The 26,534-nt window shown below is 72.7% G+C and carries 26 protein-coding genes and 1 pseudogene; 21 read left to right on the top strand and 6 right to left on the bottom strand.

The annotated features are described in order from the left end of the window. Nucleotides 1–67: 67 nt before the first annotated feature. The 7 genes from H7827_RS07875 to tkt are packed head-to-tail and all read left to right on the top strand — an operon-like array spanning nucleotide 68 to nucleotide 8,148. Nucleotides 68–1,453: an MFS transporter gene (locus tag H7827_RS07875; protein ID WP_386537790.1), complete on the top strand. Its 1,386-nt coding sequence runs from the start codon at nucleotides 68–70 to the stop codon at nucleotides 1,451–1,453. Then, on the top strand, nucleotides 1,450–3,195 hold the full coding sequence (locus tag H7827_RS07870; RefSeq protein WP_432743737.1) for a dihydroxyacetone kinase family protein: 1,746 nt from the start codon (nucleotides 1,450–1,452) through the stop codon (nucleotides 3,193–3,195). The genes H7827_RS07875 and H7827_RS07870 overlap by 4 nt, the downstream gene beginning before the upstream one ends. 1 nt (nucleotide 3,196) lies before the next feature. Then, nucleotides 3,197–3,676, top strand: coding sequence for a ribose-5-phosphate isomerase (locus H7827_RS07865; protein ID WP_030733443.1), 480 nt, complete (start codon nucleotides 3,197–3,199; stop codon nucleotides 3,674–3,676). Continuing rightward, on the top strand, nucleotides 3,676–4,437 hold the full coding sequence (locus H7827_RS07860) for a triose-phosphate isomerase (RefSeq protein WP_432743735.1): 762 nt from the start codon (nucleotides 3,676–3,678) through the stop codon (nucleotides 4,435–4,437). Before H7827_RS07865 ends, H7827_RS07860 begins: the two co-directional genes overlap by 1 nt. Then, nucleotides 4,437–5,240 carry a sugar phosphate isomerase/epimerase family protein gene (locus H7827_RS07855; protein WP_432743733.1) on the top strand — a complete coding sequence of 268 codons (804 nt, stop codon included), beginning with the start codon at nucleotides 4,437–4,439 and terminating at the stop codon, nucleotides 5,238–5,240. The genes H7827_RS07860 and H7827_RS07855 overlap by 1 nt, the downstream gene beginning before the upstream one ends. Further along, nucleotides 5,237–6,100, top strand: coding sequence for a phosphogluconate dehydrogenase C-terminal domain-containing protein (locus H7827_RS07850; RefSeq protein ID WP_030733449.1), 864 nt, complete (start codon nucleotides 5,237–5,239; stop codon nucleotides 6,098–6,100). Before H7827_RS07855 ends, H7827_RS07850 begins: the two co-directional genes overlap by 4 nt. After that, the gene (gene tkt, locus H7827_RS07845; protein WP_432743731.1) at nucleotides 6,100–8,148 is read left to right on the top strand and encodes a transketolase; all 2,049 of its coding nucleotides are present in this window, start codon (nucleotides 6,100–6,102) and stop codon (nucleotides 8,146–8,148) included. Before H7827_RS07850 ends, tkt begins: the two co-directional genes overlap by 1 nt. A gap of 159 nt (nucleotides 8,149–8,307) precedes the next feature. On the opposite strand, the gene H7827_RS07840 is transcribed toward tkt, so the two are convergent. Beyond that, nucleotides 8,308–8,754 (bottom strand): hypothetical protein, encoded by a 447-nt coding sequence (locus H7827_RS07840; protein WP_432743729.1) that lies wholly within the window; start codon nucleotides 8,752–8,754, stop codon nucleotides 8,308–8,310. Here H7827_RS07840 and H7827_RS07835 point away from each other — a divergent pair. Then, nucleotides 8,674–8,844: pseudogene (locus H7827_RS07835) on the top strand (oxidoreductase); the annotation flags it as partial. The gene H7827_RS07840 and the pseudogene H7827_RS07835 overlap by 81 nt on opposite strands. Nucleotides 8,845–9,174: 330 nt before the next feature. On the opposite strand, the gene H7827_RS07830 reads toward H7827_RS07835, so the two are convergent. Then, nucleotides 9,175–9,396 (bottom strand): DUF397 domain-containing protein, encoded by a 222-nt coding sequence (locus tag H7827_RS07830; RefSeq protein ID WP_432743727.1) that lies wholly within the window; start codon nucleotides 9,394–9,396, stop codon nucleotides 9,175–9,177. Further along, a complete protein-coding gene (locus H7827_RS07825) occupies nucleotides 9,389–10,216 on the bottom strand; it encodes a helix-turn-helix domain-containing protein (RefSeq protein ID WP_432743725.1) in 828 nt (275 codons plus the stop codon). Before H7827_RS07825 ends, H7827_RS07830 begins: the two co-directional genes overlap by 8 nt. A gap of 158 nt (nucleotides 10,217–10,374) precedes the next feature. Here H7827_RS07825 and H7827_RS07820 point away from each other — a divergent pair, with 158 nt between their 5' ends. The 6 genes from H7827_RS07820 (at nucleotide 10,375) to H7827_RS07795 (ending at nucleotide 13,956) form a co-directional block, all read left to right on the top strand. Next, nucleotides 10,375–10,542 (top strand): hypothetical protein, encoded by a 168-nt coding sequence (locus H7827_RS07820; RefSeq protein WP_432743723.1) that lies wholly within the window; start codon nucleotides 10,375–10,377, stop codon nucleotides 10,540–10,542. Nucleotides 10,543–10,562: 20 nt separating this feature from the next. Continuing rightward, on the top strand, nucleotides 10,563–10,784 hold the full coding sequence (locus tag H7827_RS07815; protein WP_432743721.1) for a hypothetical protein: 222 nt from the start codon (nucleotides 10,563–10,565) through the stop codon (nucleotides 10,782–10,784). Beyond that, nucleotides 10,781–11,221, top strand: a complete 441-nt coding sequence (locus H7827_RS07810; protein WP_432743719.1) for a hypothetical protein — start codon at nucleotides 10,781–10,783, stop codon at nucleotides 11,219–11,221. Before H7827_RS07815 ends, H7827_RS07810 begins: the two co-directional genes overlap by 4 nt. 306 nt (nucleotides 11,222–11,527) lie before the next feature. Next, on the top strand, nucleotides 11,528–11,815 hold the full coding sequence (gene tgmA / locus H7827_RS07805; RefSeq protein WP_432743717.1) for a putative ATP-grasp-modified RiPP: 288 nt from the start codon (nucleotides 11,528–11,530) through the stop codon (nucleotides 11,813–11,815). A gap of 3 nt (nucleotides 11,816–11,818) precedes the next feature. Then, nucleotides 11,819–12,787 (top strand): ATP-grasp ribosomal peptide maturase, encoded by a 969-nt coding sequence (tgmB, locus tag H7827_RS07800; protein WP_432743715.1) that lies wholly within the window; start codon nucleotides 11,819–11,821, stop codon nucleotides 12,785–12,787. Then, complete coding sequence (locus H7827_RS07795; protein ID WP_432743713.1) at nucleotides 12,784–13,956, top strand: methyltransferase domain-containing protein; 1,173 nt, start codon at nucleotides 12,784–12,786, stop codon at nucleotides 13,954–13,956. Before tgmB ends, H7827_RS07795 begins: the two co-directional genes overlap by 4 nt. Before the next feature lie 207 nt (nucleotides 13,957–14,163). Here the strand turns inward: H7827_RS07795 and H7827_RS07790 are convergent, their stop codons facing one another. From H7827_RS07790 to H7827_RS07780, 3 genes are all read right to left on the bottom strand, one after another. Next, entirely contained in the window at nucleotides 14,164–15,111 is a 948-nt protein-coding gene (locus H7827_RS07790; RefSeq protein WP_432743711.1) for a PadR family transcriptional regulator, read from the bottom strand. Nucleotides 15,112–15,122: 11 nt separating this feature from the next. After that, entirely contained in the window at nucleotides 15,123–16,001 is an 879-nt protein-coding gene (locus H7827_RS07785) for a DUF4097 family beta strand repeat-containing protein (protein ID WP_432743709.1), read from the bottom strand. Between the two features lie 141 nt (nucleotides 16,002–16,142). Next, on the bottom strand, nucleotides 16,143–16,325 hold the full coding sequence (locus H7827_RS07780) for a DUF6104 family protein (protein WP_046724799.1): 183 nt from the start codon (nucleotides 16,323–16,325) through the stop codon (nucleotides 16,143–16,145). Nucleotides 16,326–16,472: 147 nt separating this feature from the next. On the opposite strand from H7827_RS07780, the gene H7827_RS07775 reads away from it, so the two are divergent. The 7 genes from H7827_RS07775 (at nucleotide 16,473) to H7827_RS07745 (ending at nucleotide 26,514) form a co-directional block, all read left to right on the top strand. Next, on the top strand, nucleotides 16,473–16,883 hold the full coding sequence (locus H7827_RS07775; protein ID WP_432743707.1) for a CU044_2847 family protein: 411 nt from the start codon (nucleotides 16,473–16,475) through the stop codon (nucleotides 16,881–16,883). Continuing rightward, entirely contained in the window at nucleotides 16,880–19,012 is a 2,133-nt protein-coding gene (locus H7827_RS07770; protein WP_432743705.1) for a trypsin-like peptidase domain-containing protein, read from the top strand. The genes H7827_RS07775 and H7827_RS07770 overlap by 4 nt, the downstream gene beginning before the upstream one ends. Nucleotides 19,013–19,257: 245 nt before the next feature. After that, nucleotides 19,258–20,298, top strand: a complete 1,041-nt coding sequence (locus H7827_RS07765) for an AAA family ATPase (RefSeq protein ID WP_386537810.1) — start codon at nucleotides 19,258–19,260, stop codon at nucleotides 20,296–20,298. Between the two features lie 4 nt (nucleotides 20,299–20,302). Beyond that, nucleotides 20,303–23,647 carry an SAV_2336 N-terminal domain-related protein gene (locus H7827_RS07760; RefSeq protein ID WP_432743703.1) on the top strand — a complete coding sequence of 1,115 codons (3,345 nt, stop codon included), beginning with the start codon at nucleotides 20,303–20,305 and terminating at the stop codon, nucleotides 23,645–23,647. A gap of 88 nt (nucleotides 23,648–23,735) precedes the next feature. Next, on the top strand, nucleotides 23,736–23,945 hold the full coding sequence (fxsA, locus tag H7827_RS07755; protein ID WP_364247150.1) for an FxSxx-COOH cyclophane-containing RiPP peptide: 210 nt from the start codon (nucleotides 23,736–23,738) through the stop codon (nucleotides 23,943–23,945). 56 nt (nucleotides 23,946–24,001) lie between these two features. Continuing rightward, nucleotides 24,002–25,156 carry an FxsB family cyclophane-forming radical SAM/SPASM peptide maturase gene (locus H7827_RS07750; protein WP_432747950.1) on the top strand — a complete coding sequence of 385 codons (1,155 nt, stop codon included), beginning with the start codon at nucleotides 24,002–24,004 and terminating at the stop codon, nucleotides 25,154–25,156. Further along, nucleotides 25,153–26,514 carry an aKG-HExxH-type peptide beta-hydroxylase gene (locus H7827_RS07745; RefSeq protein WP_432743701.1) on the top strand — a complete coding sequence of 454 codons (1,362 nt, stop codon included), beginning with the start codon at nucleotides 25,153–25,155 and terminating at the stop codon, nucleotides 26,512–26,514. The genes H7827_RS07750 and H7827_RS07745 overlap by 4 nt, the downstream gene beginning before the upstream one ends. Nucleotides 26,515–26,534 lie beyond the last annotated feature (20 nt).

Here is a 26,534-nt window from a genome sequence, read left to right as displayed (position 1 = left end):
CCGCCGCTCATGGCACTGCCGGAAGGACCCACCCGGACGGAGTTGTCCGGCGAGCCGAGGAGTCACCATGGGTGCTGACGCCCACACCACGCCAGTGGAGAGATCTGCGATCAAGAAGATCTCGATCCGTCTGGTGCCCTTCGTGGCACTGATGTTCTTCGTGAACTATCTGGACCGGACGGCCATATCCTTCGCCGAGCCCAACGGCATGGGCGACGACCTGGCCCTCACCGCCGCCCAGTTCGGCTTCGCGTCCGGGATCTTCTTCCTCGGCTACATCGTGCTGGAAGTGCCGAGCAACATGGCCCTGCACCGGTTCGGAGCCCGCCGCTGGCTGGCCCGGATCATGGTCACCTGGGGCGTTGTCTCGCTGCTGTTCACCTGGGTGGACAGCACCGGCCAGCTCTACGTGCTGCGCTTCCTGCTGGGTGTCGCCGAGGCCGGGTTCTTCCCCGGCGCGATCCTCTTCCTCAGCCAGTGGGTGCCCGGCCGCCACCGCACCAAGATCCTCGGGCTGTTCTACCTGGCCCAGCCGCTGACCACCGTGCTCGGCGCCCCGCTCGCCGGCTGGCTCATCGGCCACCACGGGCTGTTCGGCCTCGAGGGCTGGCGCGTGATGTTCCTGTTCGTGTCGATCCCCGCCATCGTGCTCGGCATCGTCGCCTGGTTCTACCTGAGCGACCGGCCCGCCGACGCCAAGTGGCTCACCCCCGCCGAGCAGGAGTGGCTGACCACCAAGCTGGAGGAGGAGAGCGAGGGCAAGACCGGCGCCAAGGCGAACCACGGCAAGGACGCCCTCAAGGCCGCCTTCACCAACGCCCGCGTGTGGGTGCTCGGCCTGGTCTACTTCGGCTTCATCTACGGCCTGTACGCGCTCGCCTTCTTCCTGCCGACGATCATCAGCGGCTTCCAGGAGCAGTACGACACCACCTTCTCCGTGATGGACAAGGCCTGGATCACCGCCATCCCGTACCTGCCTGCCGCCATCGTGCTGTTCTTCTGGACCCGGCACGCCACCAAGCACGGCACCCGCACCTGGCACATCGCCGGACCCGCGATCGTCGGCGGTCTCTCCATCCCGCTGGCCCTGTACATGGGCTCGCCCGCCGCGACCGTCGCCGTGATCACCATCACCGCGTGCGCGATCTTCGCCGCCCTGCCGGTGTTCTGGTCCGTGCCCTCCCGGTTCCTCACCGGTGCCGCCGCCGCGGCCGGCATCGCCCTGATCAACACGATGGGCAACATCGCCGGCTTCGGCGCCAGCTACTTCACCGGCTGGATCCGGGACTGGACCGGCAGCTACTACGCGTCCCTGTACGTCGTCGGCTTCTTCATGCTGCTGTCCGCCGTACTGATCATCTCCCTCGCCGCCCGCGACGGCCGCACCACCGACCAGGTGGCGGGCGACGGGGACGGCGGCGGCGACCGCGAGCCGGTGGAGGCCGCCCGATGACCCGACTGTTCAACGACCCCGCCGCCTTCGCGGACGAGGCCCTCGCCGGCTTCGTCGCGGCACACCGCCGCTGGGTACGCCCGGTGACGGGCGGGGTGGTCCGCGCCGGGGGCACCCCGGCAGGGCAGGTCGCGGTCGTCATCGGCGGCGGCTCGGGTCACTACCCGGCCTTCTCCGGCCTGGTCGGCGCGGGCCTGGCCCACGGCGCGGCGGTCGGCAACGTCTTCGCCTCGCCCTCCGCGCAGCAGATCCGCACCGTCGCGAAGGCGGCGGACGGCGGCGCCGGTGTGCTGCTGATGTTCGGCAACTACGCCGGGGACGTCCTGCACTTCGGGCAGGCCGCCGACCGGCTCACCGCCGAGGGCGTACGGGCCGAGACCTTCGCCGTCACCGACGACATCTCCAGCGCCCCGGCCGCCGAGCACGCCAAGCGGCGCGGCATCGCCGGCGACCTGCCCGTCTTCAAGGCGGCCTCCGCCGCCGCCGAGGCCGGGCTGCCGCTGGAGGAGGTGATCGCCGTCGCCGCGCACGCCAACGCCCGCACCCGCTCCTTCGGCATCGCCTTCTCCGGCTGCACCCTGCCGGGCGCCGGCCGGCCGCTGTTCACCGTCCCCGAGGGGCGGATGGCGGTCGGCCTGGGCATCCACGGCGAACCCGGCATCGGCGAGGAGGCCCTGCCCAGCGCGGACCGGGCCGCCGAGCTGCTCGTCGCCAGCCTGCTGAACGAACTCCCCGACGGCGTCGACGCCCCGCGCGGGCGCCGCGCCGCCGTCATCCTCAACGGGCTCGGCTCGGTGAAGTACGAAGAGCTGTTCGTCGTCTACCACCGCGTCGCCCAGCTCCTGGAAGAAGCCGGCGTCACCGCCGTCGAGCCCGAGGCCGGTGAACTCGTCACCAGCTTCGACATGGCCGGCGTCTCGCTGACCCTGACCTGGCTCGACGAGCGGCTCGAAACGCTGTGGACCGCGCCCGCCGACACTCCCGCCTACCGCAAGGGAGCCGTGGCCGCACCCACGGCGCCCGCCGCGACGGCGGAACCCGCCGAGGGGGCCGAGGCCGAGGACGTCATCCCCGACTCCACCCCGGCCTCCCGGCAGACCGCCGGAACCGCCGCCGCCGCGCTGCGGGTCATCGCCGCCACCGTCGAGGAGCACGCCGACGAACTCGGCCGCATCGACGCCGTCGCCGGCGACGGCGACCACGGCATCGGCATGCTGCGCGGCGCCACCGCCGCCGACACCGCAGCCCGCACCGCGCACGAGCGCGGCGCGGGCGCCGGCACCGTCCTGCACCGCGCCGCCGACGCCTGGGCCGACCGGGCCGGCGGCACCTCCGGCGCCCTGTGGGGCACCATCCTGCACGCGGTCGGCGACGCCCTCGGCGACAGCGAACGGCCCACCGCCGCCACCGTCTCCGCCGGCGTCACCCGCGCCTGCGACGAGGTACGGCGGATCGGCGGCGCCCGGGTCGGCGACAAGACGATGGTCGATGTCCTCGTCCCGTTCGCCGACACGCTCGCCGTCGAGACCGCCGCCGGTGCCCGCACCGCCGCCGCCTGGGACCGCGCCGCGACCGCCGCCACCACGGCCGCCGCCGCCACCGCCGATCTGCTGCCGCAGATGGGCCGCGCCCGCCCGCACGCCGAGAAGTCCCTCGGCACCCCCGACGCCGGCGCCCACTCGCTCGCCCTCATCGTCCGCGCCGTGCACGGCGTCCTCACCGACACCACCGGGGAAAACTGAGATGACCGACAAGCTCCGCATCGTCGTCGGCTGCGACGACGCCGGCTACCAGTACAAGGAAGCCCTCAAGAAGGACCTGGAGGCGTCCGGCCTGGTCGCCTCGGTCACCGACGTGGGCGTGGACGCCGACGGGCACACCGCCTACCCCACCATCGCGATAGCCGCCGCCGAGATCGTCGCGCGCGGCGACGCCGACCGCGCGCTGCTGGTGTGCGGCACCGGCCTGGGCGTGGCCATCGCCGCCAACAAGGTCAAGGGCATCCGCGCCGTCACCGCGCACGACTCCTTCTCCGTCGAGCGCGCCATCCTCTCCAACAACGCCCAGGTCCTCACCTTCGGCCAGCGTGTCATCGGCCTCGAACTCGCCCGCCGCCTGGCCCGCGAATGGCTCACCTACCGCTTCGACACCGCCTCGGCGTCGGCCGGCAAGGTCCAGCTGATGTGCGACTACGAGGACCAGCAGGACAGCGAGGCCGCCTGATGACCACCCCTGACGCGCCCGTGCTGCTGGGGGTGAGCCTGAAGATGTACTTCGGCCACCGGCAGACACTGCGCTGGGCGGAACAGGTCGCCGCACTCGCCACCCGTCACCCGGTCACCACGAGCGGCGCCGCCCGGATGTTCGTGCTGCCCGCCTTCCCGGCGATCGTCCCCGTCGCCGGCATCCTCGCCGGCAGCGGCGTCGCCGTCGGCGCCCAGGACATCGCCACCGAGGACAGCGGCCCGTACACCGGCGAGGTCGGCGGCCCCTCCCTCGCCGAGATCGGCTGCCGCTACGCCGAGGTCGGCCACGCCGAACGCCGCCGCCTGTACGGCGAGGGCGACACCGTCGTGGCCGCCAAGACCGCCGCCGCACTGCGCAACGGCCTCACCCCCGTGCTGTGCGTCGGCGAACGCGACGAGGCCGACCCCGCCGAGGCCGCCCGCCGCACCGTCGCCGAGACCGAGCGGCTGCTGCACGGCCTGACCGGACCCGTCACCGTCGCCTACGAGCCGCAGTGGGCCATCGGCGCACCCGAACCGGCCTCCGCCACCCACATCACCACCGTGTGCGGCGCGCTGCGCCAGTGGCTGGACGCCCAGCCGCAGCACGCCGGCTCCACCGTCATCTACGGCGGCAGCGCGGGCCCCGGCCTGCTCACCCGGATCGCACCCGCCGCCGGCGGCCTGTTCCTGGGCCGCTTCGCCCACGACGTCACCGCCATCGAGCGCATCCTCGACGAACTGGCCGAGGTGGCGTGATGGCGTACGGCATCAGCACCTACGCGTACTTCTGGCGCATCTCGCAGCGCGCCCCGCGCCCGCTGACCCTCCCCGAGATGCTGGCCGACACCCACGCCCTGGGCGGCCAGGCCTTCCAGATCTGCGACTACCCGCTCATCGAGGAGTACGACGCGGCGGCCCTCGCCGACCTGCGGGCCACCGCCGAGGACCTGGGCCTGACCCTGGAACTCGGCACCCGCGGCGTCCGCACCGAACACCTGGCGCGCTACCTGGAGATCGCCGAGGCCCTCGGCGTCACCCTGGTGCGCTCCATGCTCAACACCGCCGACCACCGGCCGACCACCGACGAGGCGATCGCCCTGCTGCGCCCCGCCGTCGAGCGGTACGCGGCGGCCGGGGTGACGCTGGGCCTGGAGACGTACGAGCAGGTCTCCACCGACGACCTGCTCACCGTCGTACGCGGCGTGGACCGCCCCCAGCTGGGCGTCGTCCTGGACCCGGGCAACAGCGTGGCCCGCCTGGAGCGGCCCGTCGACGTCGTGGCGGCCACCGCCCCGTACGTCGTCAACATCCACGTCAAGGACTTCTCCTTCACCCGCCGCGACGGCTGGGTCGGCTTCACCTACGCCGGCTGCCCGCTGGGCGAAGGACTCCTGGACTACGACGGCATGATCGCCGCCGTGCGGCCGCACCAGCGCGGCATCAACCAGATCGTCGAACACTGGCTCCCCTGGCAGGACGAGGGCTTCGACGCCACCGCCCGCATCGAGGAGCGGTGGACCCGGCACAGCATCACCACCCTTTTGAGGAGCGCGTCATGACCACCGAGACCCCCACCCGTACCGTCGCCGTCATCGGGGCCGCCGGCAAGATGGGCCAGCGCGTCTCCAACAACCTCGTGCGCAGCGACTTCCGGGTGCTGTTCAGCGAGGCGTCCCCCAAGGGCCAGGAACTCATCACCGGCCTGGGCCGTGAACTGACCGAGTCCGCCGACGCCGCCGCGCAGGCCGACGTCGTCATCCTGGCCGTGCCGGACGTCGTCCTGGGCACCGTCTCCGCCGAACTCGTCCCGCTGATGAAGCCCGGCACCATCGTCCTCACCCTGGACCCGGCCGCCGCCTACGCCGGGCTGCTGCACGAGCGCGAGGACATCCACTACGCCTGTGCGCACCCCTGCCACCCCTCCGTCTTCCTGGAGCGCACCACCAAGGAGGAGTGGCAGGACACCTTCGGCGGGATCGCCGCCCCGCAGGAGGTGGTGGCCGCGTACGAGGGCGGCGACGCCGCCAAGCAGGAGCTGGCCGAGGCCGTCATCCGCGTCATGTACGCGCCGGTCGTGGACGTGCACTGGGTGACGGTCAAGCAGCTCGCCGTCCTGGAGCCGACCCTGGTGGAGACCATCGCCTGCATGGTGGGCGCGCTGCTCACCGAGGCGCTGCACGAGACCGTGCACACCGTCGGCGTGCCGGAGAAGGCCGCCCGCGCCATGCTGCTGGGCCACACCCAGGTCGCGCTGGCCAACACCCTCAAGGGCTCCAACCCGTTCTCGGACGCCTGCCTGATCGCCATGGACTACGGCCGCGAGTCGATCGTCCGTGACGACTGGAAGAAGGTCTTCGAGGACGAGGAGCTGGACAAGGTCATCACGCGGATGCTGAAGATCAAGGACATCAAGCGCTGATGACTGCCGAGTTCACCTGGTCCGACCTGGACCGCCGGGCGGTGGACACCGCCCGGATCCTGGCCGCCGACGCCGTGCAGCACGCGGGTCACGGCCACCCCGGTACGGCGATGACGCTGGCGCCGGCCGCGTACACCCTCTTCCAGAAGGTGATGCGGCACGACCCGGCCGACCCCGCGTGGAGTGGCCGCGACCGGTTCGTGCTGTCGGCCGGCCACGCCTCGCTGACGCTGTACATCCAGCTGTACCTGGCCGGATTCGGCCTGGAGCTGGAGGACCTGAAGGCGTTCCGGCGGCATGGCTCCCTGACCCCCGGTCACCCGGAGTACGGGCACACGGCCGGGGTGGAGACCACGACCGGGCCGCTGGGGCAGGGCGTCGCGAACGCGGTGGGCATGGCCATGGCCGCCCGCTACGAGCGCGGCCTGTTCGACCCGGAGACGCCTTTCGGTGCTTCCCCGTTCGACCACTACATCTACGCGATCGCGGGCGACGGCTGCCTCCAGGAGGGCATCGCGGCGGAGGCGTCCTCGCTCGCCGGGCACCAGAAGCTCGGCAACCTGATCATGCTGTGGGACGACAACCACATCTCGATCGAGGGCGACACCGTCACCGCCGTCTCCGAGGACACCGAACTGCGCTACGCGGCGTACGGCTGGCACGTGCAGCGCGTCGAGCCGCAGGAGAACGGTGACCTGGACCCGGCGGCGCTGTACGAGGCCATCCGCGCCGCGCAGGCCGTCACCGACCGGCCCTCACTCATCGCGCTGCGCACCATCATCGCCTGGCCCGCGCCGAACGCCCAGAACACCGAGGCCGCGCACGGCTCCGCGCTGGGCGCCGCGGAGGTCGCGGCCACCAAGCGGGTGCTGGGCTTCGACCCCGAGCGGTCCTTCGAGGTCGCGGACGAGGTGATCGCGCACGCGCGCGGCGCCGTCGATCGGGGCCGCGAGCAGCGGCTGGCCTGGGAGAAGGACCTCGCCGCCTGGCGCACGGCGCAGCCGGAGCGGGCGGCGCAGTTCGACCGCGTCACGGCGGGCGACCTTCCGCAGGACTGGGAATCCGCACTCCCGGCCTTCGAGGTGGGCGGCAAGATCGCCACCCGCGCGGCCTCCGGTGCCGTACTGAAGGCGCTGGGACCGGTGATCCCCGAACTGTGGGGCGGCTCCGCCGACCTCGCCGGCTCCAACAACACGACGATCGACGCCGGTTCGTCCTTCCTCCCGGCGGGCAACCCGCTGCCGGAGGCCGACCCGTACGGCCGCACCATCCACTTCGGCATTCGCGAGCACGCCATGGCGGCCGCACTGAACGGGATCGCGCTGCACGGCAACACCCGCGCGTACGGCGGCACCTTCCTGGTGTTCTCCGACTACATGCGCAACGCGGTACGGATGTCCGCGCTCATGGGACTGCCGATCACTTACGTGTGGACGCACGACTCCATCGGCCTCGGCGAGGACGGCCCCACCCACCAGCCGGTGGAACACCTCGCCTCGCTGCGGGCCATCCCCGGCCTGAACGTGGTCCGCCCGGCCGACGCCCACGAGACGGCGATCGCCTGGCGCGAGGCCCTGCGCCGGGGCACCCCGCACGGGCTGGCGCTGAGCCGCCAGGGCCTGCCGGTGTACGCGCCGAACGAGGACGCGGCGCGCGGCGGTTACGTCCACACCGAGGCGAGCGGCGGCACGCCGCAGGTGGTGCTGATCGCCACCGGCTCCGAGGTCCAGCTGGCGGTCGCCGCCCGCGACCTGCTGGAGGCCCAGGGCACCGCCACCCGCGTGGTGTCGATGCCGTGCGTGGAGTGGTTCGAGGAGCAGGACCGCGCCTACCGGAACGCGGTGTTGCCCCCGGCGGTACGGGCGAGGGTCGCGGTCGAGGCGGGCATCGGCCTGACCTGGCACCGGTACACGGGTGACGCGGGACGGATCGTGTCCCTGGAGCACTTCGGCGCCTCGGCGGACGGCGCGATCCTGTTCCGCGCGTACGGCTTCACGCCGGAGGCCGTGGCCGGGGCGGCACAGGAGTCCCTGGCCGACACCCACTGAGAACCCCGGGCGCCCGCGCACCGCGTCCCTCGCTGCGCGGGCGCCCGGTCCAGCCCCGAGGGGCCACTCCTGGTACCGGGAGTGGCCCCTTTTCGGCGGTCGGGGCGGCGGCACAACCATGCTGGGGCGTGTTTGACAGCTGTCGGGCGCGCCGCGCCTCTAGCGCGTTGGGGGTCGGTTTTCCTCCTGCCGGGCCCGTGTGGTCAGACCCGGGATGATGAGCGTGAGCCATCGGGCTCGGGCGGGTTCGGGCTGGTCGATGGGGGCGGTGGAGAAGATCAGGTAGATGTCCTTGACGGTGATGTCGGGGTGGATGTCACCGTCCTGCCGTCCCGCTGAGATCAGGGCGGTGACGGCGCGGCCGGCGCGGTCCTCGTCGGCGCGGTCACCCGGTTCGGCGCCCAGGGACTGGGCCGCTGCCTTCACGGCACGGTCGGTGACGGACAACTCGATCACGCGGCCGAGGAAGGCCGTCAGCTCGTCTGCGGCGCGGGCACCGCCCTCGTCACCGGTGCCTCCTCCGGCATCGGTGAAGCCACCGCACTCAAGCTGCGGGAGCTGGGCTTCACCGTCTACGGGGCCGCCCGGCGTACCGACCGTCTGCAATCGCTGGCCGCGCGCGACATCCGCCCCCTGACCGTGGACGTCACCGACGAGGACTCCCTGCGCACGGGTGTCGACCGCATCGTCACCGACACCAGCCGGATCGATGCCCTCATCAACATCGCCGGCTACGGGTCCTACGGAGCGTCACAGCACGCCGCCCCAAACCCGCTACGCCACCGGCTTCGGCGCCAAGCCCCTCATCTCCCTGCGCCGCATCCTGCCCGACCGCGCCTTCGACAGCGTTATCTCCCGAGCCGTCCGCCTGCCCCGCTGAGCAAACCCGAGCGGGCTCGGCTTCCCGAAATCGGGCGGGCGGATCGTCGATCGCCGGACATGATCTCGTCCCTGAGATCTGCGGCGATCCGTTCGTGCAGCGGCCCGGGCCGCTTCCACGCACTGGCAGACAGGGGAAGTATCGCGCTAGGTGATTTCGCCGTCCCGCACGGCGGTGACGAACTGCTGCCAAGGCCCTGCGGCGAAGACGAGCGTGCCACGCGCCCGGTCCTTGGTGTCCCGCACTCCCTGCCGCCCGGTGCCACCGGGGGCCATGCGGTCACCCAGACGGGTAACGGCCACGCACTGGCCGCCGTTTGAACCGCTGTAGGACGACGTGACCCACTCTGCGGCGCTGAGGTCAGTCACTGCCGTACTCCTCCATTCGTACCGTCCGAATCATCGCGAGTGACGCGTCGGGTGAGAGCGCGTGGGCTCGCAGGCGATCGTACGTGGCCTGGTGAAACGCGACCGTTGACGCCTTCTGATGGAGCTTGCCACCGGTCGCGTCATCCGTCCAAAGTACGGGCTCGGAGCTGGCGAATCCCAGCAGGGTGAATGAGAGGGTGTGGGCCGCTGCGGCCCCCGCCGTGAACGGCAAAACTTGGAGATCGACGCGGGGCCCCGATGCCAGATCCAGCAGGTGGTCAAGCTGACTTCGCATCACGGCCTGGCCACCGACCGCTGTGCGCAAACACGCTTCATGCAGCACGACCCAGAGGCTCAGGTCGGGTGATTCGAGGGCATCCCGGCGACGCATGCGTCCGTCAACCTTGCCTTCGATGACTCCCGGTTCCTCACGCGGATGCCCCGCGCGGAAGATCGCTCGGGCGTATGCGTCGGTTTGCAGCAGTCCCATGAGGCACGCAGCCGAGTAGTCGAGTATCCAAGAAGCACGGCGTTCCAAAGCCAGATATGGCTCGAACCACGTCGGGGTGCCGCTTTCCTGGAGGCTCGCGTAGAGCCGGGTGAACAGCCCACCCGTGGCGAAGACCTTGTCGCACCCGGCAATGAAGTCGGCGCTGGGCTGCTGCTTCCCCGCCTCGACCTTGCTGACGTAGCCCTCGGAGTAGCCCGTTCCCAGGCCCAGGTTCTTCTGCGTCAGCTTGCGGCCCAGCCGTACTTCTTTGACTTCCCGGCCGAATCGCTGACCGGGAGTCAAGTATTCCTCTGAAGCTTCCTCGTTCAAGCTCGTGACCTCCGCTGATGCAAGCAACACGCGCCATTTGACGGGACAGGAACTTGCGGATCCGTGCTCAAGCCATCCCCAGCGTAGCGCTTCTGTGTTGGTCTGGTCACAGCAAGTGCTCTTCGGAGCCAGCAAGCCCCGACAGTGGCAGGTGACTTATGACCACCGTGATCCCCGACCAGCCGCACGAGCCGCCCGAGCCGCCCGACGTTCTGCCTCAGGAAGCGACCGACGTGCCGACCGACGAGGAGGCCGTGACGGTGATCGCTGCCGCGCGGGCGTGGTTGGTGGCCATCGGCTATCGGCGACCGGGGGCCGGTCGGTGAGCGGCGGGTGGGTGTGGTCGGTGCCGATCACGGCCGACACCGTGCGGGTGGGGGACGCGATCAGCGTCGGCGGCCGGACGTTGATCGTCGCCGATCTGTGCGAACTTCCGGGCGGTGCGGGCAAGATGGTCCGCTTCCGCAGCGGGGAGCGACTGACGCTGCATCCCCGGTCGGAACTCTCGGCCTCCCGCATCGGCCCGCCGCCGGTCCGCGCCTGCCGACGGCGGAGGACGGACCGGTGACCCCCGTGCCCCGGCTGCCGGATCTGACCCACGCCGACGACCGACCCGTTCCGCCGCGCTTGGGCGATAGCTCTGACTGGGTGCTCGGCCGCTGCTGGCTGTGGTGTGCCAACCGGCACACCTGGGTGCTGTGGCTCGGCCCCGCGTCCACCACCGGGCATCACGCGTCCCTCTACGCGTGCGAGCGCTGCGTGGACCGGCTGCACCACACGATCATCGACTACAGCGAGGCCATGATCGACGCCCCGCTGGACGCGACCGGCATCCGTGTTCCCCTCTACCTCAGCCCGAAGGACCCTCCCCGGCCGGTCCCTCTGCTCCCCCAGCCTTCGGCCGGGGGCACCCCCATACACCGTGCTCGGCACCGCCGCCCCCGCACGGTCCTCGGCCGCCTGTGGCACCGCCTCATCACCGGCCGCGATCCCACGTCCAACTGAGGGTTCTGACGCCTGCACAGACACGGCCCCGCGCCGGGGCTCCGTGTGGATTCGCGGGTATCACGCAACTGCACCCGCTCTCCCTTCAGATCCGGCTCCGTCAGGAGAACGGCCGCCGTTCACCCAAGGGAACCTCGAAGGGTATGCAACGCCCCGCAAAACTACCCGCGGTGAAGCGCGGGAAGCCCCCCGGGGCGCTCCGTCACACGACCGCGCCCGGAGCGAGTCACGCTCCCCGGACTGGTCGGAGGCCCCCCTCCGGGCTGGGCCTACGGCAAGCAGAGACCAAGTGGAAAGGAGAACGCTGTGCACACCTCGGTCACACGGACTCACCTTGATGAGAACGAGAATGAGGGACGCAGGCGTCCGTTCGGCCTCCGTACCGCGAGGGCGATCACGGAAGGCAACACGGTGGCGATTCCGCCCACCACGTACTGCCCCCGGCGTCAGCTCTCCCTCAGGGACGACGGCATGCCGATGGTGATGGCCGCAACCGGAACATCCGCCGCCACCGCCGATCAGACCCGTCACGACATGCAGTGGATGCAGGACACCGACTCGGTCGACGACACCGACGCTCCTGAGGAGGAATAGCGCATGACGGTGCTGGTGCTGACCCGGCAACTGCTCGACGGCCCTGCCGACCTCGTGGTGCACGAACTCAACCGTCGGGGAGTCCCCGTGCACCGGGTCGATCCTGCGGAATTCCCTCGGCGGATGAAGCTCGCGGCGCGGATCGGAGCGGGGCAGGCTGACTGGGCCGGTGGCTGGCGTGGTCAGTACCGGGACCTGAGGTTCGACGATGTCACCGCCGTCTACTATCGGCGCCCCGGTCCGGCCGAGGTCAACCCGGCTCTTGCCGAGGAAGACGCAGTGTGGGCTCGTGCGGAAGCCCGGGCCGGCTTCACCGGGCTGGTCGAATCCCTGAGGTGCCCTTGGATCAATCACCCGCGACAGAACATCATCGCCGACTCGAAACCAAGGGCGCTTGCCGCCGCCGTCCGATCCGGGCTCCGTATCCCCTCCACCCTCATCACCAATGATCCCGAAGAGGCCCGGGACTTCATCTCATCCCTGCCGGAGCGTCTGGCTGTCTACAAACCCATCGCCCCTCAGTCGCCCATCGGAGTTCGGGGTGCCACAGCCACGGTCTGGACGAGCCCACCTTTGACGGCGGACGAACTCACCGATGAGATCTCCTGCACCGCCCATCTGTTCCAGGAGTGGATAGCCAAGCAGTTCGAGGTCCGGCTGACGGTGGTGGGGAACCGCCTGTTCGCGGGCGCGATCCACGCCCATTCCGACGAGGCCCGGATTGACTTCAGGCGTGACTACCATGCGCTCACCTTCACGGTGTGCTCAGTACCGGAAGCTGTCGCGCGCGGAGTGCGAAGCCTGATGTCTGCCTTCGATCTCCGCTACGCGGCGATGGACTTCCTCGTTGGGCCCCAGGGCGAGTGGCACTTCGTCGATCTGAATCCGAACGGCCAGTTCGGATTCATACCCGAGCTGGCTCAGCCCATCACCCGGTCTCTGGTGGATCTTCTGGAAGGTGAGTCCGTATGAGTGAGTCCGCTCGTGGAATCGATCCGGCGCACTCCGAGCGTGCCCGGGGTCGTCTGACCGGTGAATTGGTGACGTCCGGCGTCCTGCGCTCGCCGCGTTGGATCGCCGCGTTCAAGGAAACCCCGCGTGAGGACTTCGCTCCCAGCTTCGTTCTCGACGACGGCAGGGTCCGTCGCACGTGTCATAGCGGTGACGCGGACTACCTGGACGCGCTCTACGCGGACGACTCCCTCATCACGCAGATCGACCCCGGTGGCACGGCCACCAGTTCTTCGACCATGCCCAGCCTGATGGCTCACATGCTTGAGGCATTCGCGGTCGAAGACGATGCCCATGTGCTCGAAGTGGGTACGGGAACCGGCTACAACACGGCACTGCTCTGTCACGCCCTGGGTGGAGAGCGGGTGACGACGATCGACATCGATCCTGTTCTGACCCACAGCGCCCGGCGGCGCCTGAACCGCCTCGGCCACAAGCCTGACGTCCGGACAGGAGACGGCCGGCGGGGAAGCCCCCGGGAGGGTGGCTACGGAGGTGTTCTCGCTACGTGTGCCGTAAAGAGGATTCCCACCCCGTGGCTTCGGCAGTTGGGGACCGTGTCTCTCATCGTGGTCAATATCGGCAGCGGTATCGCCTGCTTGAGGAGTCGGCACGATGGAGGCGCTGCCGGTGGGTTCCTGAACGATCCCTACATGTTCATGACTGCCAGATCCTCTCCTCATGAGCGGGCGCCCAGAGCGGCCGTACACATCGACCTTGCCATGGGGTCGGAGGGGGACAGGACGGTCCTGCCCCTCCCGGAATCCGGGGAAGATCCTCACACCTTCCTGCGCGAGATGGCGCTGTGCGACGCCATGGAGGTCCATCTCCACCAGCCGGACGTGCTGTCGTTGATGCTCACGGCGGAAACCGGCCTCCAGCAGTGCCTCCTCGTTCACCCCGGCTCCCAGTCCTGGGCGCGCGTCACTGTGCGGAAGAACGCACTGGTCGTTCGGCATGGCGGTCCACTGAGCACCATGGCCGTCGACCGCATCCGCCTCCTTGAGGGGTGGATTCGTGCGGGGCGACCGAATCCGGGAGCCTACAAACTGGAGGTGAGCAGTGGGGGGCTGCACACGCTGTGGCGGGGTGAAGGCGGCTCCGGGATGACCTGGACCCTGCCCGGCTGACATTCGATGGACTCCTGACCCGGCGCGTTCACCGGAGGTGAGGCCGGCGCTGTGCCCGCCGGGGACTCCGGTCGCCGGCGGACGCGCACAAGCTGGCCGCCGTGCGTCCTGGGAAACCGATCAGCCGCAAGAGCGGCCCGTTTCGAGAACTCAGGACGGCAACGGGTTCGGGGGTCCCGGGCACAGGCCATCGGAGGTATCCCGGAGCTAACGTGCCTCGTCGCGGCCCGCGTCCGAGTGGCGCAGCAGGGACAGCACGTCGGTGGTTGTGGCCGCCAGGCGGGTGCGGGCGGTGGCCAGTTGGGTCTGGGTGACGCCGTGGTCGCGGGCCGCGTCGCGGATGTCGTCGCGGAACTTGTCCAGCAGGCGTTCCAGTTCGCGGGCCGGGTCCGCGACGTGTGCCGGTTCGGTGCGCTCCGCGCCGCTCTCCCGGCTCTGTGTGCTTTGCGCATTCTCGGCGCTGTCGGCGTGCTCGGTGGGCCCGGCGGGCGCTTCGTGGCCGCCCATCCAGGGGGTGCGCCCCGTGGAGAAGCCGTGGCCCCAGCCGTTCAGCCCGTGGCTCAGGCCGTCGAGGCCCACCCGGACCGCGCCCTGCCAGTCGCCGGCCGCCGCGTGCGAGCGAACCTGTTCCTGGAGGCGTTGGGCGGCCTGTTCGAACTCGGTGCGGACCTCCTCGCGCGCCTGCTTGGCCTCCCGGCGGGCCCGGCGGGCCTCGTCCCGCCAGCCCGCCGCGCTGCCCGCGCCGGCGCCGGCGCCCGCACCGGCCCCCCGCGCCCGGGCCGTGGCCTGCCGCATCTCCTGCCGCAGGTCGTGCGCCGAGCCGCTGACATCCTCCCGGATGCCGTCGGCCAGCGCGGTCAGCGACGCGTTGATCTCGCGCTCCAGCGCGGCCAGTTCGTCGGCCCGGTCCGCCAGTTCCCGGCGGCCCTCCTCCGTCAGGGAGTAGACCTTGCGTCCGCCCTCCTCGGTGTGGGTGACCAGGCCCTCGGCCGCCAGCTTCGCCAGGCGCGGGTACACGGTGCCGGCGGAGGGGGCGTACCGGCCCTGGAACCGTTCCTCCAGGAGCCGGATGACCTCGTAGCCGTGCCGGGGTGATTCGTCGAGCAGCTTGAGCAGGTACAGCCGCAGGCGGCCGTGACCGAAGACGGGGGGCATGAGGGGGTCCTTTACGCGGGGAAAGCCGAAGCGGGGGCGGGGGAGGGGCCCTGTTCGTGGACGCCGGGGGGACGGCGCAGCACGGTGATGGCGCCGGAGACGGTGCTGCACGTCAGCCGACCGCCGCCGGAGCCGAGGACGCCGGTGAGCTGTTTGGGGCCCCAGAGGCCGTGGGAGGACAGCTCGGGGAAGGCGCTGGAGACGGCCCCGCTCACGGTGTTCCCGGCGACCGCGGCGTTGATGTGGTCGGGCAGCCGCAGGGCCACGTCGCCCGAGACCGAGGTGATGGTGATGTCGGCGAGGTCGCCGGGCGGGGCGAGGTCCAGGGTCAGTTCGCCGCTGACGGTGTCGGCGCGCAGCGAGGCGCCGCGGCCCTCCACCACCGTCAGTCCGCCCGAGACCGAGGTGAAGGCGAGGGGGCCGCCGAGCGACTGGGCCTCCACGTGCCCCGACACGGTGTCGGCGGTCACGGCGCCGGCCAGGCCGACCAGGGTGGTCTGCCCGGTGACGCCGCGTACCTCGGCGTCGGTGGTGAGGCCGCTGACGACGGCCGCCGCGCTCACGGTGCCGGCGGAGAGCCGGCAGTCGGCCGGGACCCTGATCGACACCACGGCCTCGCGCTTCATCAGCTTCCGGGGCCGCTTCGGCCAGCCCTTGAGGAAGCTCTGCCAGGGCAGGTCCTCGTAGCCGACGGTCAGCAGCCCGCCCTCCTGTTCGACGATCAGCGGCTCGCCCCGGACATCGGTGATCTCCACCTCGGCGGTGGGGTCGCTCGTCCCCACCACGTTGACGGTGCCGCCGACGAGGCGGACGCGCAGCTCGCGGACGGGGTGCTCCTCCAAGGTGAGGGTCTGCGCACCGGAGACCTCCCACCGGGATGTGGCGGCCATGGGCTCTCCTCCATGCATCACGGCGCACGACGATATATCGTGTCGCTACTCCAGACACGATATATCGCGTTGAGGGGAAGTCAAGACCTGTCGCGAGTCACCACCCGGTTCAGCGACCCGTCCGCCCCCGCGCCCGCCGGCTCACTCGTCCTCGTCCTCGTCGTCCAGCCGGGCCAGCCACGTCGCCAGCCGCTCCACCGGCACCTCGAAGTCCGGGTTCAGATCGGTGAACGTCCGCAACTGCTCGGCCAGCCACTCGAAGCTGACCTCCTCCTCGCCGCGCCGCCGCGCCAGCTCCTCGATGCCCCGGTCGGTGAAGTACACGCCCACTCCAGTGAGAGAAAGAAAGAAGACAAGAAAAACCGAACGAAACCACCAGGATAGGCGGGCTTTCCCAAGCCACTCGCGCCTGTCGGTGGGGGCCGCTAACCTGCAAGGCACCAGCAGTCGCGAGCGACCACGGGGGCCTCGATGAGCAACGGCATCACCGAGATCAGCCTGCCGGACGGCACCCCCGTCCTGGCCCGTGTCTCCGGCATCGAGGAACTGCACCGCCCCACCGCGCCCGGCGGTTACACCGACACCGGGTACGTCGACACCGGCATCGCCGACCGCGCCGTCGCCCAGCTCGACAGCCTGCGCGGCCTCATCGGCGGCGTCGCCGCCTCCCTCGCCGAAGGACTGCGCGGCGTGCGCCCCGACGAGGTCTCCGTCACCTTCGGCGTCGAACTCACCGCCCGCGCCGGAAAGATCGTCGGGCTGCTCGCCGACGGCGAGACCAAAGGCTCCCTCACCGTCACCCTGTCCTGGCACGGCACCCCGCCCGCCGGCCCCGAGCCCGCCCCCGTACCGCCCGCCCGGTGCCAGGGCGAGGCCCCATGAGCCCCTACGACAGCACGGGGGGCGCACAGGGCGAGGACGTACCCCGCATCGAGACCCTGTTCCGGCTGCTCAGCTCCGCCACCGTACGCATCCATGCCGCGCCCGAGGGGTATGCCGAGGGCGTGTCCGGCGCGACACCCTGGGGCAGCGGCTTCTTCGTCGCCCCGGGATGGGTGCTCACCTGCGCCCATGTCGCACTTCGCGGGGGAAGCGGCGAGGGAGGCAAACGCGAAGTGGGCCTGAGCTTCGAGGAGATGGGCGACGGCGGAGCCACCGCCACGCACACCGTGCGCGGGATCGTCGAGTGGGCCCAGCCCGAACACAGCCCGGCCGGCGACATCTGGCCCGGCCCCGACCTCGCCCTCGTCCGCGTGCTCAACCCGCCGCCCCACCCCTGCGTCTGGCTCAGCGAGCGCACCGCCCGCTTCACCCTCCAGGACGTCTACTTCTTCGGCTGGGGCCAACTGGCCGGCTCCGCGAGCCCGGTCGGCCCGGTCGACGGCCGCTGCACCGTCACCGGCCAGTACGGCGCCGACGGCTGGCTCAAGCTCGGCAACCAGGACGAGATCCCGCACGGCGTCTCCGGCGGCCCCGTCGTCGACCTCAACCGCGGCGAGGTCATCGGCGTCGTCAAGGCGTCCCGCTCGGCCGGCCGCGACGGCGGACTGGCCACCTCCATCCTCCAGTTACGCCACATCACCCAGCCCCCGGGCACCCTCGCGGCCGAGACCGAGGACACCTACCAGCACGTCATGCACGCGCACGACCGCTACCACGCCCAGCGGCACCGCGACGACGAGACCACCCGCGACACCTGGACCGACCTCCAGGGCCCGCTGCGCGCCACCGCCCACCGCGCGCTCACCGCCGGCCGCCGCGCCGAACTGCTGGGCCTGCTCGCCGAACTGCCGCCCCCGCTGTCCACCGCCCGGCTCGGCGAGATCATCGGCGACATCGCCGGCCGCCGCTACGACGACATACTCCCCGCCCCCCGGGGCTGGCGCGACGGCCTGGGCATGCTCTACGACCCCCGCCCCGGACTGCGCGAACTCGACGCCGTGCTGCGCTTCGCCGTGTACGCCGCCACCGCCGACCGCCCCTACCCCGCGCCCCGGGGCAGCGAGCGCCGGCTGTGGGAGTGGATCAGCTCCACCGCCGCCGGCGCCGAACTCGACCGCTGGTCCCGCCGCCGGCTGCGCGAGGAGTGGACCGAACGCCTCAGCACCCGCCGCGCCTGGCAGCACGACCCCTGGCCCGCCGAAATCGGCCCCCACACCACCGCCGCCACGGTGCTGCCCGACCCCGCCGACGACGCCCCGCGCCCGTACGTCCTGCTGGAGATCGTCCAGCAGGGCTGGGAACGCAACCGCTACGACTGGCGGGTGTGCGTCACCGGGCCCACCGGCGAACGCACCCCCATCGACGGCGAGGACCGTGTCCTGGGCCCCGGCGAACCCTCCGCGCGGCTGCGCTCGGTGCTCACCGAGGCGTTCCGCCGCGGCGACGAACCCGGCCGCCCCGTACCGCTCCAGGTCTCCCTGCCCTACCCGCTGCTGGACTTCCCGGTGGACGAGTGGCGGCTGCCGTACGACGGCCCGCAGCTCGGTGAGCAGCGCCCGGTCGTCGTCCGCTGCGCCGACCGGCCCTCCCCGGCACCCGACCCCGACACCGGCCACGAGCACGGCCTGACCCGGGAAACCCGCTGGGCCGCCGTGCACAGCGGCCCCATGCGCCCGCACGTCCTGGACTGCGCCGACCACCGCCCCGCTCCGCTGCCCACCTCCGCCGCACTCGCCGGCCGGCCTCCGGAAACCGTCCCCGTGCTGTGCCGCACCGGCGCACCCGACGGCGACCCGCGGGACCTGCACCAGGTCCTGGCCGCCGGCTACGACGTGGTGCTGTGGCGCCGCGAGATCTCCGCCCGCGAGCTGACCTGCACGGACTTCCACGGCGGCGTCACCAGCACGGTCACCGGCGTCCGCCGGGCCGCCGCGCTGCCCACCGCACTGTGGCGGCTGCGCGCGCAGGCCGCAGCCGAGGCACCCGAGGCCGAATGGTCGCGGGGGCTCGCCCTCGTGTACTCCGACCCCGGCCACGCCGGGTACGACGAACCCCTGGAGATCCCGTGAGCGGCCCCAGGCCCCTCCGGGGACGCCGCCCCCACAGCACACCACACGGGCCGTCTCGTTCGGATCTTCGCGGGGCCGCGCCGCCGGCTACGGCACCTCGCTGCGTTGCCGAACTGCCCGAAGGCCACCACCCTGAGGGCACTCCGGCGCCTTGCGATGCACCGCATCCAACGACGCGGCCTGGTCCACGAGGATCCGAACGAGACGACCCCAGCCGACCGAGTGACCGTGACGAGGAGAGTGCCGTGGCCGCCACCGACCGCACCCCCGACCCCGAACGCGAATGGCTGATCTACCGGGGTGCCGGTGAGCCGCACGACCGCATCCGGGCGCTGCCCAAGCCGCCGCCGTGGCGTGACTTCGACGGCCAGCCGCTGGTCGCCCCGGGGCCCGACACCGACAGCGTCTCCACCCGCCGCCTGGGCGCCTACCGGCATCTCGCCGAGATGCACCGGCCCAGCGCCGAGGAACTGGAGATCATCAACGCCGCGCTCTACCTGCGCCGCCCGCTGCTGGTCACCGGCAGCCCCGGGACCGGCAAGAGCACCCTCGCGCACGCCGTCGCGTACGAACTGGGCCTGGGCCGGGTGCTGCGCTGGCCCATTGTCTCCCGCACCACCCTGGGCGACGGCCTCTACCACTACGACGCCATCGCCCGGCTGCAGGACACCCAGATCGCCGCCGGCAGCCGCGCCGCCGGGGTGCCCGCGCCCCGCGTCGGCGGGATCGGCAGCTACCTGCGGCTCGGCCCCCTGGGCACCGCCCTGCTGCCCACCGCCACCCCCCGCGTGCTGCTCATCGACGAGCTCGACAAGAGCGACATCGACCTGCCCAACGACCTGCTCAACGTCCTGGAGGAGGGCTCCTACGACATCCCCGAACTGCAGCGGGTCGCCGACCGCGAGCCGGAGGTCGAGGTCCTCAACGACGACGATGTGAAGGTCACCGTGCGCGACGGACGGGTGCGCTGCAACGCCTTCCCCTTCATCGTGCTCACCAGCAACGGCGAACGCGACTTCCCCGCCGCCCTGCTGCGCCGCTGCATCCACCTGGAGCTGAGCAAGCCCGACCACGAGCGGCTCGCCTCCGTCGTCCGCGCCCAGCTCGGCGACCGGCTCGCGCACCTCGGCGACGACGTCATCACCCGCTTCCTGGAGCGCTCGCGCACCGAACAACTGGCCACCGATCAGCTGCTGAACGCCATCTACCTCACCCACCACGCCGAGCAGCCCACCCGCGACCGGCTCGCCGACCTGCTCATCCAGCGCCTCGACCGGCCGAGGTGACGTCATGGGGAACAAGCGAGGCGGCCGCCGGCGCGACGAGCTGGCCGAGCTGATCGGCGCACTGCGCCGGGCCGGCCTCGAACCCGGTTCCCGGGAACTGGCCGAGGCCCTGTGGCTGGCCACCCATCTGCAGTCGGGACCGGCACCGGCCGACCGGGGCCCCGAGGAGGCCACGGACGGCGCCCCGCGGGAGGCCGCCGCCCTGTGGGACCGCGGGACCACGGCCGGCGGCCGCCACGATCCGGGGAGTGGCGACCCTCCGCCCGAGGCCGGAAATCGCGCCGAGCGCCGGGCGTACCGGGATGATGAGCCGGTGCCGCTCTACCCCGACCACATCCAGGCCACCACCCAGCGGCCGGGGCCCGGCGATGCCCTGCGCGTCGGCGTGCCCGAGGCCAGAGCCCTGCCCTCCCTCCTCGAACTCGAACGCGCCCTGCGCCCCCTCCAGCGCTGCCGCCCCGCCGCCCGGCCCGCCCCGGGCCCGGCCCACCTCACGCTCGACGAGCGCCGCACCGCCGAGGACACCGCCCGGGCCGGCGGCCTGCTGCTGCCCGCCTTCCACGCCACGGGCCGCCGCGACATGGAGCTGCAACTGCTCATGGACGCCACCTCCGCCATGCGGGTGTGGCAGCGGCTGCTGGGCGAGCTCACCGATGTCTTCGGCAGGGTCGGCGCCTTCCGCGACATACAGGTCCACTACCTGCACGCCCTGCCGGACGGCTCCGTCGGCATCAGCGGCCACTTCGACACCGACCCGGCGGGCCCGGACACCGTGCTGCACCCCGAACGCCGCCTCCTGGACCCCACCGGGCGGCGGCTGACCGTCGTGGTCAGCGACTGCGTCGGCCCGCTGTGGCGCGACGGCGCCGCCCACCGGCTGCTGCACCGCATCACCCGGCACGCCCCGGCCGCCGTCGTGCAGCCGCTGCCCGCCCGGCTGTGGGCGCGCACCCGGCTGCCCGCCAGCCACGGCGTCCTCACCCGTGCCGAGGGTCCGGCGGCCGGAGCCCGGCTCGGCTTCACCCCCGACGACCCGGGGCGGCGACCCCCGTCCGGCGCCGTCCCGGTGCCGGTGCTGCCGCCCACGGCCGCCGCGCTCGGCGCCTGGGCCCGGCTGCTGTCCGGCGGCGGCTCGGCCGCCGTCCCGGCGGCCGTCGGCTGGGTACGCCCCGACCAGCCCGCCGCACCTCCCGCGCACCCCGGCGTACGCTCCCGGCCCGCCGGCGAACTCATCGCCCGCTTCCGGGCCACCGCCTCGCCCGGCGCCACCCGGCTCGCCGTCCACCTCGCCGCCGCCCCGCTCTTCCTGCCGGTCATGCAGCTCATACAGCGCACCATGCTGCCCGGCACCGGCCCCGCCGAACTCTCCGAGGTGCTGCTGAGCGGCCTGCTGCGGCGCGCCGGAACCGGCGCCGGGGCGGACGGCCTGTGGTACGAGTTCGCCGACGGGGTCCAGGAGGAACTGCTCCAGGCACTCGGCCAGGACGAGGCGATGCTGGTGCTCAAGCACTGCTCCGCCTACGTCGAGGCCCGGTTCGGCAAGGGCGGCCCCAACTTCCCCGCCCTCGCCCTCGCCCAGCTCTCCGGCGGCCGGCTCACCCCGGTACTGGTGGCCGACGGCGACCCGGAGAGCGAGGGGGAGCCGGGAGAGGCCGGCCAGGGCCGCTCACCACAGCCGTTCGCCGAGGTCGCCGCCAAGGTGCTGAGCCGCTTCCTGCCGGGCACCCCGCACGGCGAACCGCGCCCCGATCCACCCAAGGCGGTGACCGACGCGCTGCGCCGCTCCCGCGAGCTGACCCGCCGCTTCGAGGATGACGGTGCCCTCCAGCACCTGCTGGACGCCGTGTGGCAGTTGGAGCGGGCCACCGACGAGCAGTGGCTCTCCGGCCGCTCCACCGACCCCGAGCTGTACGGCGAACTGGCCGCCCAACTGCTGCGCCTGTGGCGCCAGCAGGGCGAGGCCGGACTGCTGGAACGCGCCCGCCGCGCCGCCCGCACCGCGGCCTCCCACCTCGACTCGCTGCCCGCCCGCACCATCTTGGCCCGCGTCCTGCACGCCTCCGCCGCCGAACGCAAGGAGGCCGGGGACGAAGGAGCCGCGCTGGAGCTGTGGCGCGGCGCGGACCGGGAGTTCGCCGCCGTGTGCGCCACCCCCGGCCTGCCGCCCGACGAGGCACTGGGCATCGCCCTGGAACGGGTGCGGGTGCTGGAGGAGCAGTGGCGTCTTGGCCACGACCCGTCGCTGCTCCAGGAGTGCGTGGGCATGCTGGAGGCCATCGCGGACGCCTGGCCGGCCGGCCGCGCCGAACCCAGCGGACTGTCGCTGGCGCACGGCCGGGTGCTGCTGCGGCTGGCCGAGGTGGCGGATCGCGAGAAGAACACCGAGGGCGCAGCCGTGTACGCCGAACAGGCCGCCCGCTCGCTGGAGCGTGCCGGGGCGGCCCAGCGCGCCGAATCCGCCCCCGTGCCCGCCCGGGTCCGCACCACGCTGCGACTCGTCGACGCGCTGCTGCTGACTGCCACCCGCTGGCAGGAGGCCGGCCGGCACATCACCCTGGCCCAGCAGCTCACGGACGACCGGCGGCAGCGTGCCGAGGCACTCATGCGCGCCGGGCGGCTGAGCGTGCGCCGCTTCCACGCCCGGGACCTCTCGGCGAACGACAGCGGCGCCGGCCATCTGGAGGAGGCGGCGCTGCGGTTCGCCGAGGCGTCCCGGGCGGTGCCGCGCGACCGGCCCGACTACAGCGATCTGATCGCCGAATGGGGACAGGTGCTGCTGGAGCGGGCCCAGCTCCCGGAGGGCGGCCCGTTCACCGGGCAGGCCATCCGGGTGCTGCGGGACTGCCGGATGGAGACCCCGGCCGGTGATCCGCGGCTGCCCGGGCGGCTGCTGATGCTGGGCCGGGCGCTGATGGTCCGTTACCGCGCCACCGTGGACCTGGTGGATCTGCGCGAGGCCGAGCACCTGTTCTCCCTCGCGGCGCATGGCGCGGACGACGCCCTGACCCGCGCGTGGGGCTGGTACGAACTGGGCGGCGCGCACCAGCACATCTTCGGGCACAGCGGCAGCCCCGAGCGCCCCGAACAGGCGGCCGAGGCGTACCGCAGAGCGGCCACCGAGGCGCTGCGCGTGGCGGACGACAGCACCTCGGAGCGGGCGGCCGTCCCGATCCGGCTGGCCGCCACCGCACAGCATCAGCGCGGCACGGTCTACCGCGCGGCGGGCCGGCCGCGCGCCGCGCAGGACGCGTTCCGGGCCGCGCTGGCCCAGTGGCGACGGTTGCCGAAGGGGGAGGACAGCGAGCGGAGCGCCCAGGCGCTGGCGGAGCTGACGTTTCCCTGGGGGTAGCGGCGGGAATCCCGGATGGGCCGGTCGGCGAGGGGGGACCGTGTGGGCCGACCGGGCGGATGACCGCGTGAGAAGTGGTGGGACGACAATGTGCTCCGACAAATCAGCCGGTGTCGCCGAGCTGCCCGAACTGCCCGACCTGCTCACCCTGGGCCTCGCTGACCTGCGCACTCTCCAGCATCCGGTGCTGAGCGAGGTGCTGGCCGACCTGCGGGCACGGGTCAGCGGACGGCCTGCCGTGGCCCTGTGGGCCTTCGACGAGTTCGCACCCGGCGATGAATCCGGGGGCGCCGCGTGAACCAGCGGATTCCGGCCCCGGTGGGCCCGGAACCGGACGCGTTCGCGCCCTGGCCGCTGACGGAATTCTCCGTCGCACAACTGCGGGACCGTGGGGTGGCGGCGGTGCCCTTCGACCAGTTCGTGGTGAAGGTGCACAGCCGGTGCAACCTGGCCTGCCCCTACTGCTACATGTACTTCGCCGCAGACCGGGGATGGCGCCGGCAGCCGGTGACCGCGAGCCCCGGACTGCTGGAGCGGGCCGCGCGGCGCATCGCCGAACACGCCGCCGCGCACCGGCTGCCCGCCGTCTCCGTCGTGCTGCACGGTGGCGAGCCCCTGCTGGCCGGGACCGCCACCCTCGCCGGGTTCGTCGCCCGGATACGCGAGCTGGTGCCCGCCGGCTGCGCGGTGCACGCCGCCGTACAGACCAACGGCACCCTGCTGACCGCCGCCCGGCTGCGGGAACTGGCCGCCGCGCGGATCGGCGTCGGGCTGAGCCTGGACGGCGGGCTCGCCGAGCACAACGCCCAGCGCGCCGACCACGCCGGGCGCCCCGCCTGGCCCGCGATCCGCCGCGCCGCCGCGCTGCTCGCCGGGCCGTACCGGCACACCTACGGCGGCGTGCTGTGCGTCGTGGACCCGGCCACCGACCCCGAACAGGTCTACCGCTCGCTCCTGGACCTGGACCCGCCCGCCCTGAACTTCCTTCTGCCGCACGCCAACTGGAGCAACCCGCCGCCACCGGGCCGGTACGGCGACTGGCTCGCCACCGTCTTCGACCTGTGGTGGGACGCCGGCCGCCGCCGCACCCGCATCCGGCTCTTCCAGGAAGCCATCGCCCTGCTGCTGGGCGCCCCCGCCGCCACCGAATCCCTGGGACTGCGTCCCGTGACCGCCGTGGTGATCGAGACCGACGGCGCCATCGAGCAGATGGACGCCCTCAAGACCGCCTACGAGGGCGCCGCCGCCACCGGCCTGGACATCCACCGCCACCCGCTGGACGCCGCCCTGGACCACCCCGGCGTCGCCGCCCGCCAGGCCGGCCTCGCCGCCCTGTCCGCCACCTGCCGTGCCTGCCCCCTGGCCACCGTCTGCGGCGGCGGGAACTACGCGCATCGCTACCGCGCCGGCGAGGGCTTCCACCACCCCTCCGTCTACTGCGCCGACCTCCAGCGGCTCCTGCACCACATCGCCCACCGGGTGGCCACCGCTGCGGCGGTGTCCGCTTGAGCGGCACCCCCACCTCCGGCCGGGCCTCCACCGGGCCCGCCCCGGGAACGGCCCTGTCCGACGCGGCGATCGCCGAACTCGGCAGCACCGAGGCCGGCGCCGAGGCGCTCGGCGCCCTGTCCGACGGCGCGCACACCCGGCGGCTCCTGCTCTTCCGGGTGCTGCTCGACGCCCTGGACAGCGAGGCCCTGCCGCCCGGCCGGCGCGCCGCCGCCCGCGAACACGGCGCGCTTCTGGAGGCCGCCGACCGCACGGCCCCCCGGCATGCCCGCCGGGTGATGTTCTACCCGTTCACCGGGCCCTGGGCCGAGAGCTGCGTACGACAGCTGGACCGCGGCACCCCCGACCACCGCGACATCGACCACCTCGGGCCGGTCGCCGCGGCCGCCGCCGCCCGCGCCGGGCTCACCTTCCGTACCCGCGTCACCCCGCACCACGACGGCATCGCCCTGCCCACCCTGGGCCTGCTGCGGCACACCGGGCCCGCCCGCTGGGCCGAACTCCACGGCCGACGCGACACCCTGACCATCCGACCCCTGGGCGCCCGCCCCGCCGAACTGCGCCGCGACGCGGCCGGCCACTGGCACTCCCGCGACCCGCGCTGGTCACCGCTGCCCACCCTGTCCGGCGGCCCCCGCCCCGTCCTCCTGGACGATCTCGACCCCTGCCGCGCCACCCCCGGCGCCGCCACCCCCGCCGGGCCGCCCCACCAGCGCGCCCACTGGCGCGCCATGTGGCGGCGCGCCCTGCCGCTGCTGCGCCTGGGCGGCGCCGCCCGCGCCGCCGATCTCGCCCTGCTGGACTGCGTCGTGCCCCTGCCGGGGCCCACCGCCACCGGCCGTCACACCAGCCACACCCGCGACGGGGCGTTCGGCGCCGTCCTCGCCAGCCCGCCCCCCAGCCCCGAACTGTTCGCCGCCGGGCTCGTCCACGAACTGCAGCACGCCAAACTCGCGGCCCTCACCGAACTCGTCGCCCTGCACACCGCCGATGACACCCCCCGCCACTGGGCCCCCTGGCGCCCCGACCCGCGCCCTTTCGACGGCCTGCTGCACGGCGCGTACGCCCACCTCGCCCTCGCCGCCCTGTGGCAGCGGCTCGCCCTCACCCGCGAGAACCCCCTCGCCCGCGATGACGCCTGGGCCGCCCACGCCCGCTGCGCGGCCCAGGTCGGCGCCGTACTCCCCGCCCTGCGCGGCGCACGCCCCCTCACCGACCCGGGCCGGGCCTTCGTCAAGGCCATGACCGCCCGTCACTCCCGGCTCGCCGATCACCCACCCCCGCGCGAACACCGGGTGCGGGCCGCCGCCTACGTGGACACGGCGCGCTCACTGTGGCACCGCCATCACCCGCAATGACCTACGCCAGCGGTTAGCCT

The organism is Streptomyces sp. JH002 (assembly GCF_050916115.1).
Classification (GTDB): Bacteria; Actinomycetota; Actinomycetes; order Streptomycetales; family Streptomycetaceae; genus Streptomyces; species Streptomyces xiamenensis.
The sequence above is the reverse complement of the archived record's forward strand: the minus strand, read 5'-3'. Positions and strand labels throughout refer to the sequence as shown.

What these genes read in the sequence shown, in the direction of transcription:
- fxsA (WP_364247150.1), top strand. Translation starts at nt 23,736, where the DNA reads ATGTGCTCCGACAAATCAGCCGGTGTCGCCGAGCTGCCCGAACTGCCC.
- tkt (WP_432743731.1), top strand. Translation starts at nt 6,100, where the DNA reads ATGACTGCCGAGTTCACCTGGTCCGACCTGGACCGCCGGGCGGTGGAC.
- H7827_RS07790 (WP_432743711.1), bottom strand. Translation starts at nt 15,111, where the DNA reads ATGCCCCCCGTCTTCGGTCACGGCCGCCTGCGGCTGTACCTGCTCAAG.
- H7827_RS07795 (WP_432743713.1), top strand. Translation starts at nt 12,784, where the DNA reads ATGAGTGAGTCCGCTCGTGGAATCGATCCGGCGCACTCCGAGCGTGCC.
- H7827_RS07860 (WP_432743735.1), top strand. Translation starts at nt 3,676, where the DNA reads ATGACCACCCCTGACGCGCCCGTGCTGCTGGGGGTGAGCCTGAAGATG.
- H7827_RS07855 (WP_432743733.1), top strand. Translation starts at nt 4,437, where the DNA reads ATGGCGTACGGCATCAGCACCTACGCGTACTTCTGGCGCATCTCGCAG.
- H7827_RS07760 (WP_432743703.1), top strand. Translation starts at nt 20,303, where the DNA reads ATGGGGAACAAGCGAGGCGGCCGCCGGCGCGACGAGCTGGCCGAGCTG.
- H7827_RS07770 (WP_432743705.1), top strand. Translation starts at nt 16,880, where the DNA reads ATGAGCCCCTACGACAGCACGGGGGGCGCACAGGGCGAGGACGTACCC.
- H7827_RS07865 (WP_030733443.1), top strand. Translation starts at nt 3,197, where the DNA reads ATGACCGACAAGCTCCGCATCGTCGTCGGCTGCGACGACGCCGGCTAC.
- H7827_RS07870 (WP_432743737.1), top strand. Translation starts at nt 1,450, where the DNA reads ATGACCCGACTGTTCAACGACCCCGCCGCCTTCGCGGACGAGGCCCTC.
- H7827_RS07875 (WP_386537790.1), top strand. Translation starts at nt 68, where the DNA reads ATGGGTGCTGACGCCCACACCACGCCAGTGGAGAGATCTGCGATCAAG.
- H7827_RS07785 (WP_432743709.1), bottom strand. Translation starts at nt 16,001, where the DNA reads ATGGCCGCCACATCCCGGTGGGAGGTCTCCGGTGCGCAGACCCTCACC.
- H7827_RS07850 (WP_030733449.1), top strand. Translation starts at nt 5,237, where the DNA reads ATGACCACCGAGACCCCCACCCGTACCGTCGCCGTCATCGGGGCCGCC.
- tgmB (WP_432743715.1), top strand. Translation starts at nt 11,819, where the DNA reads ATGACGGTGCTGGTGCTGACCCGGCAACTGCTCGACGGCCCTGCCGAC.
- H7827_RS07775 (WP_432743707.1), top strand. Translation starts at nt 16,473, where the DNA reads ATGAGCAACGGCATCACCGAGATCAGCCTGCCGGACGGCACCCCCGTC.
- H7827_RS07820 (WP_432743723.1), top strand. Translation starts at nt 10,375, where the DNA reads ATGACCACCGTGATCCCCGACCAGCCGCACGAGCCGCCCGAGCCGCCC.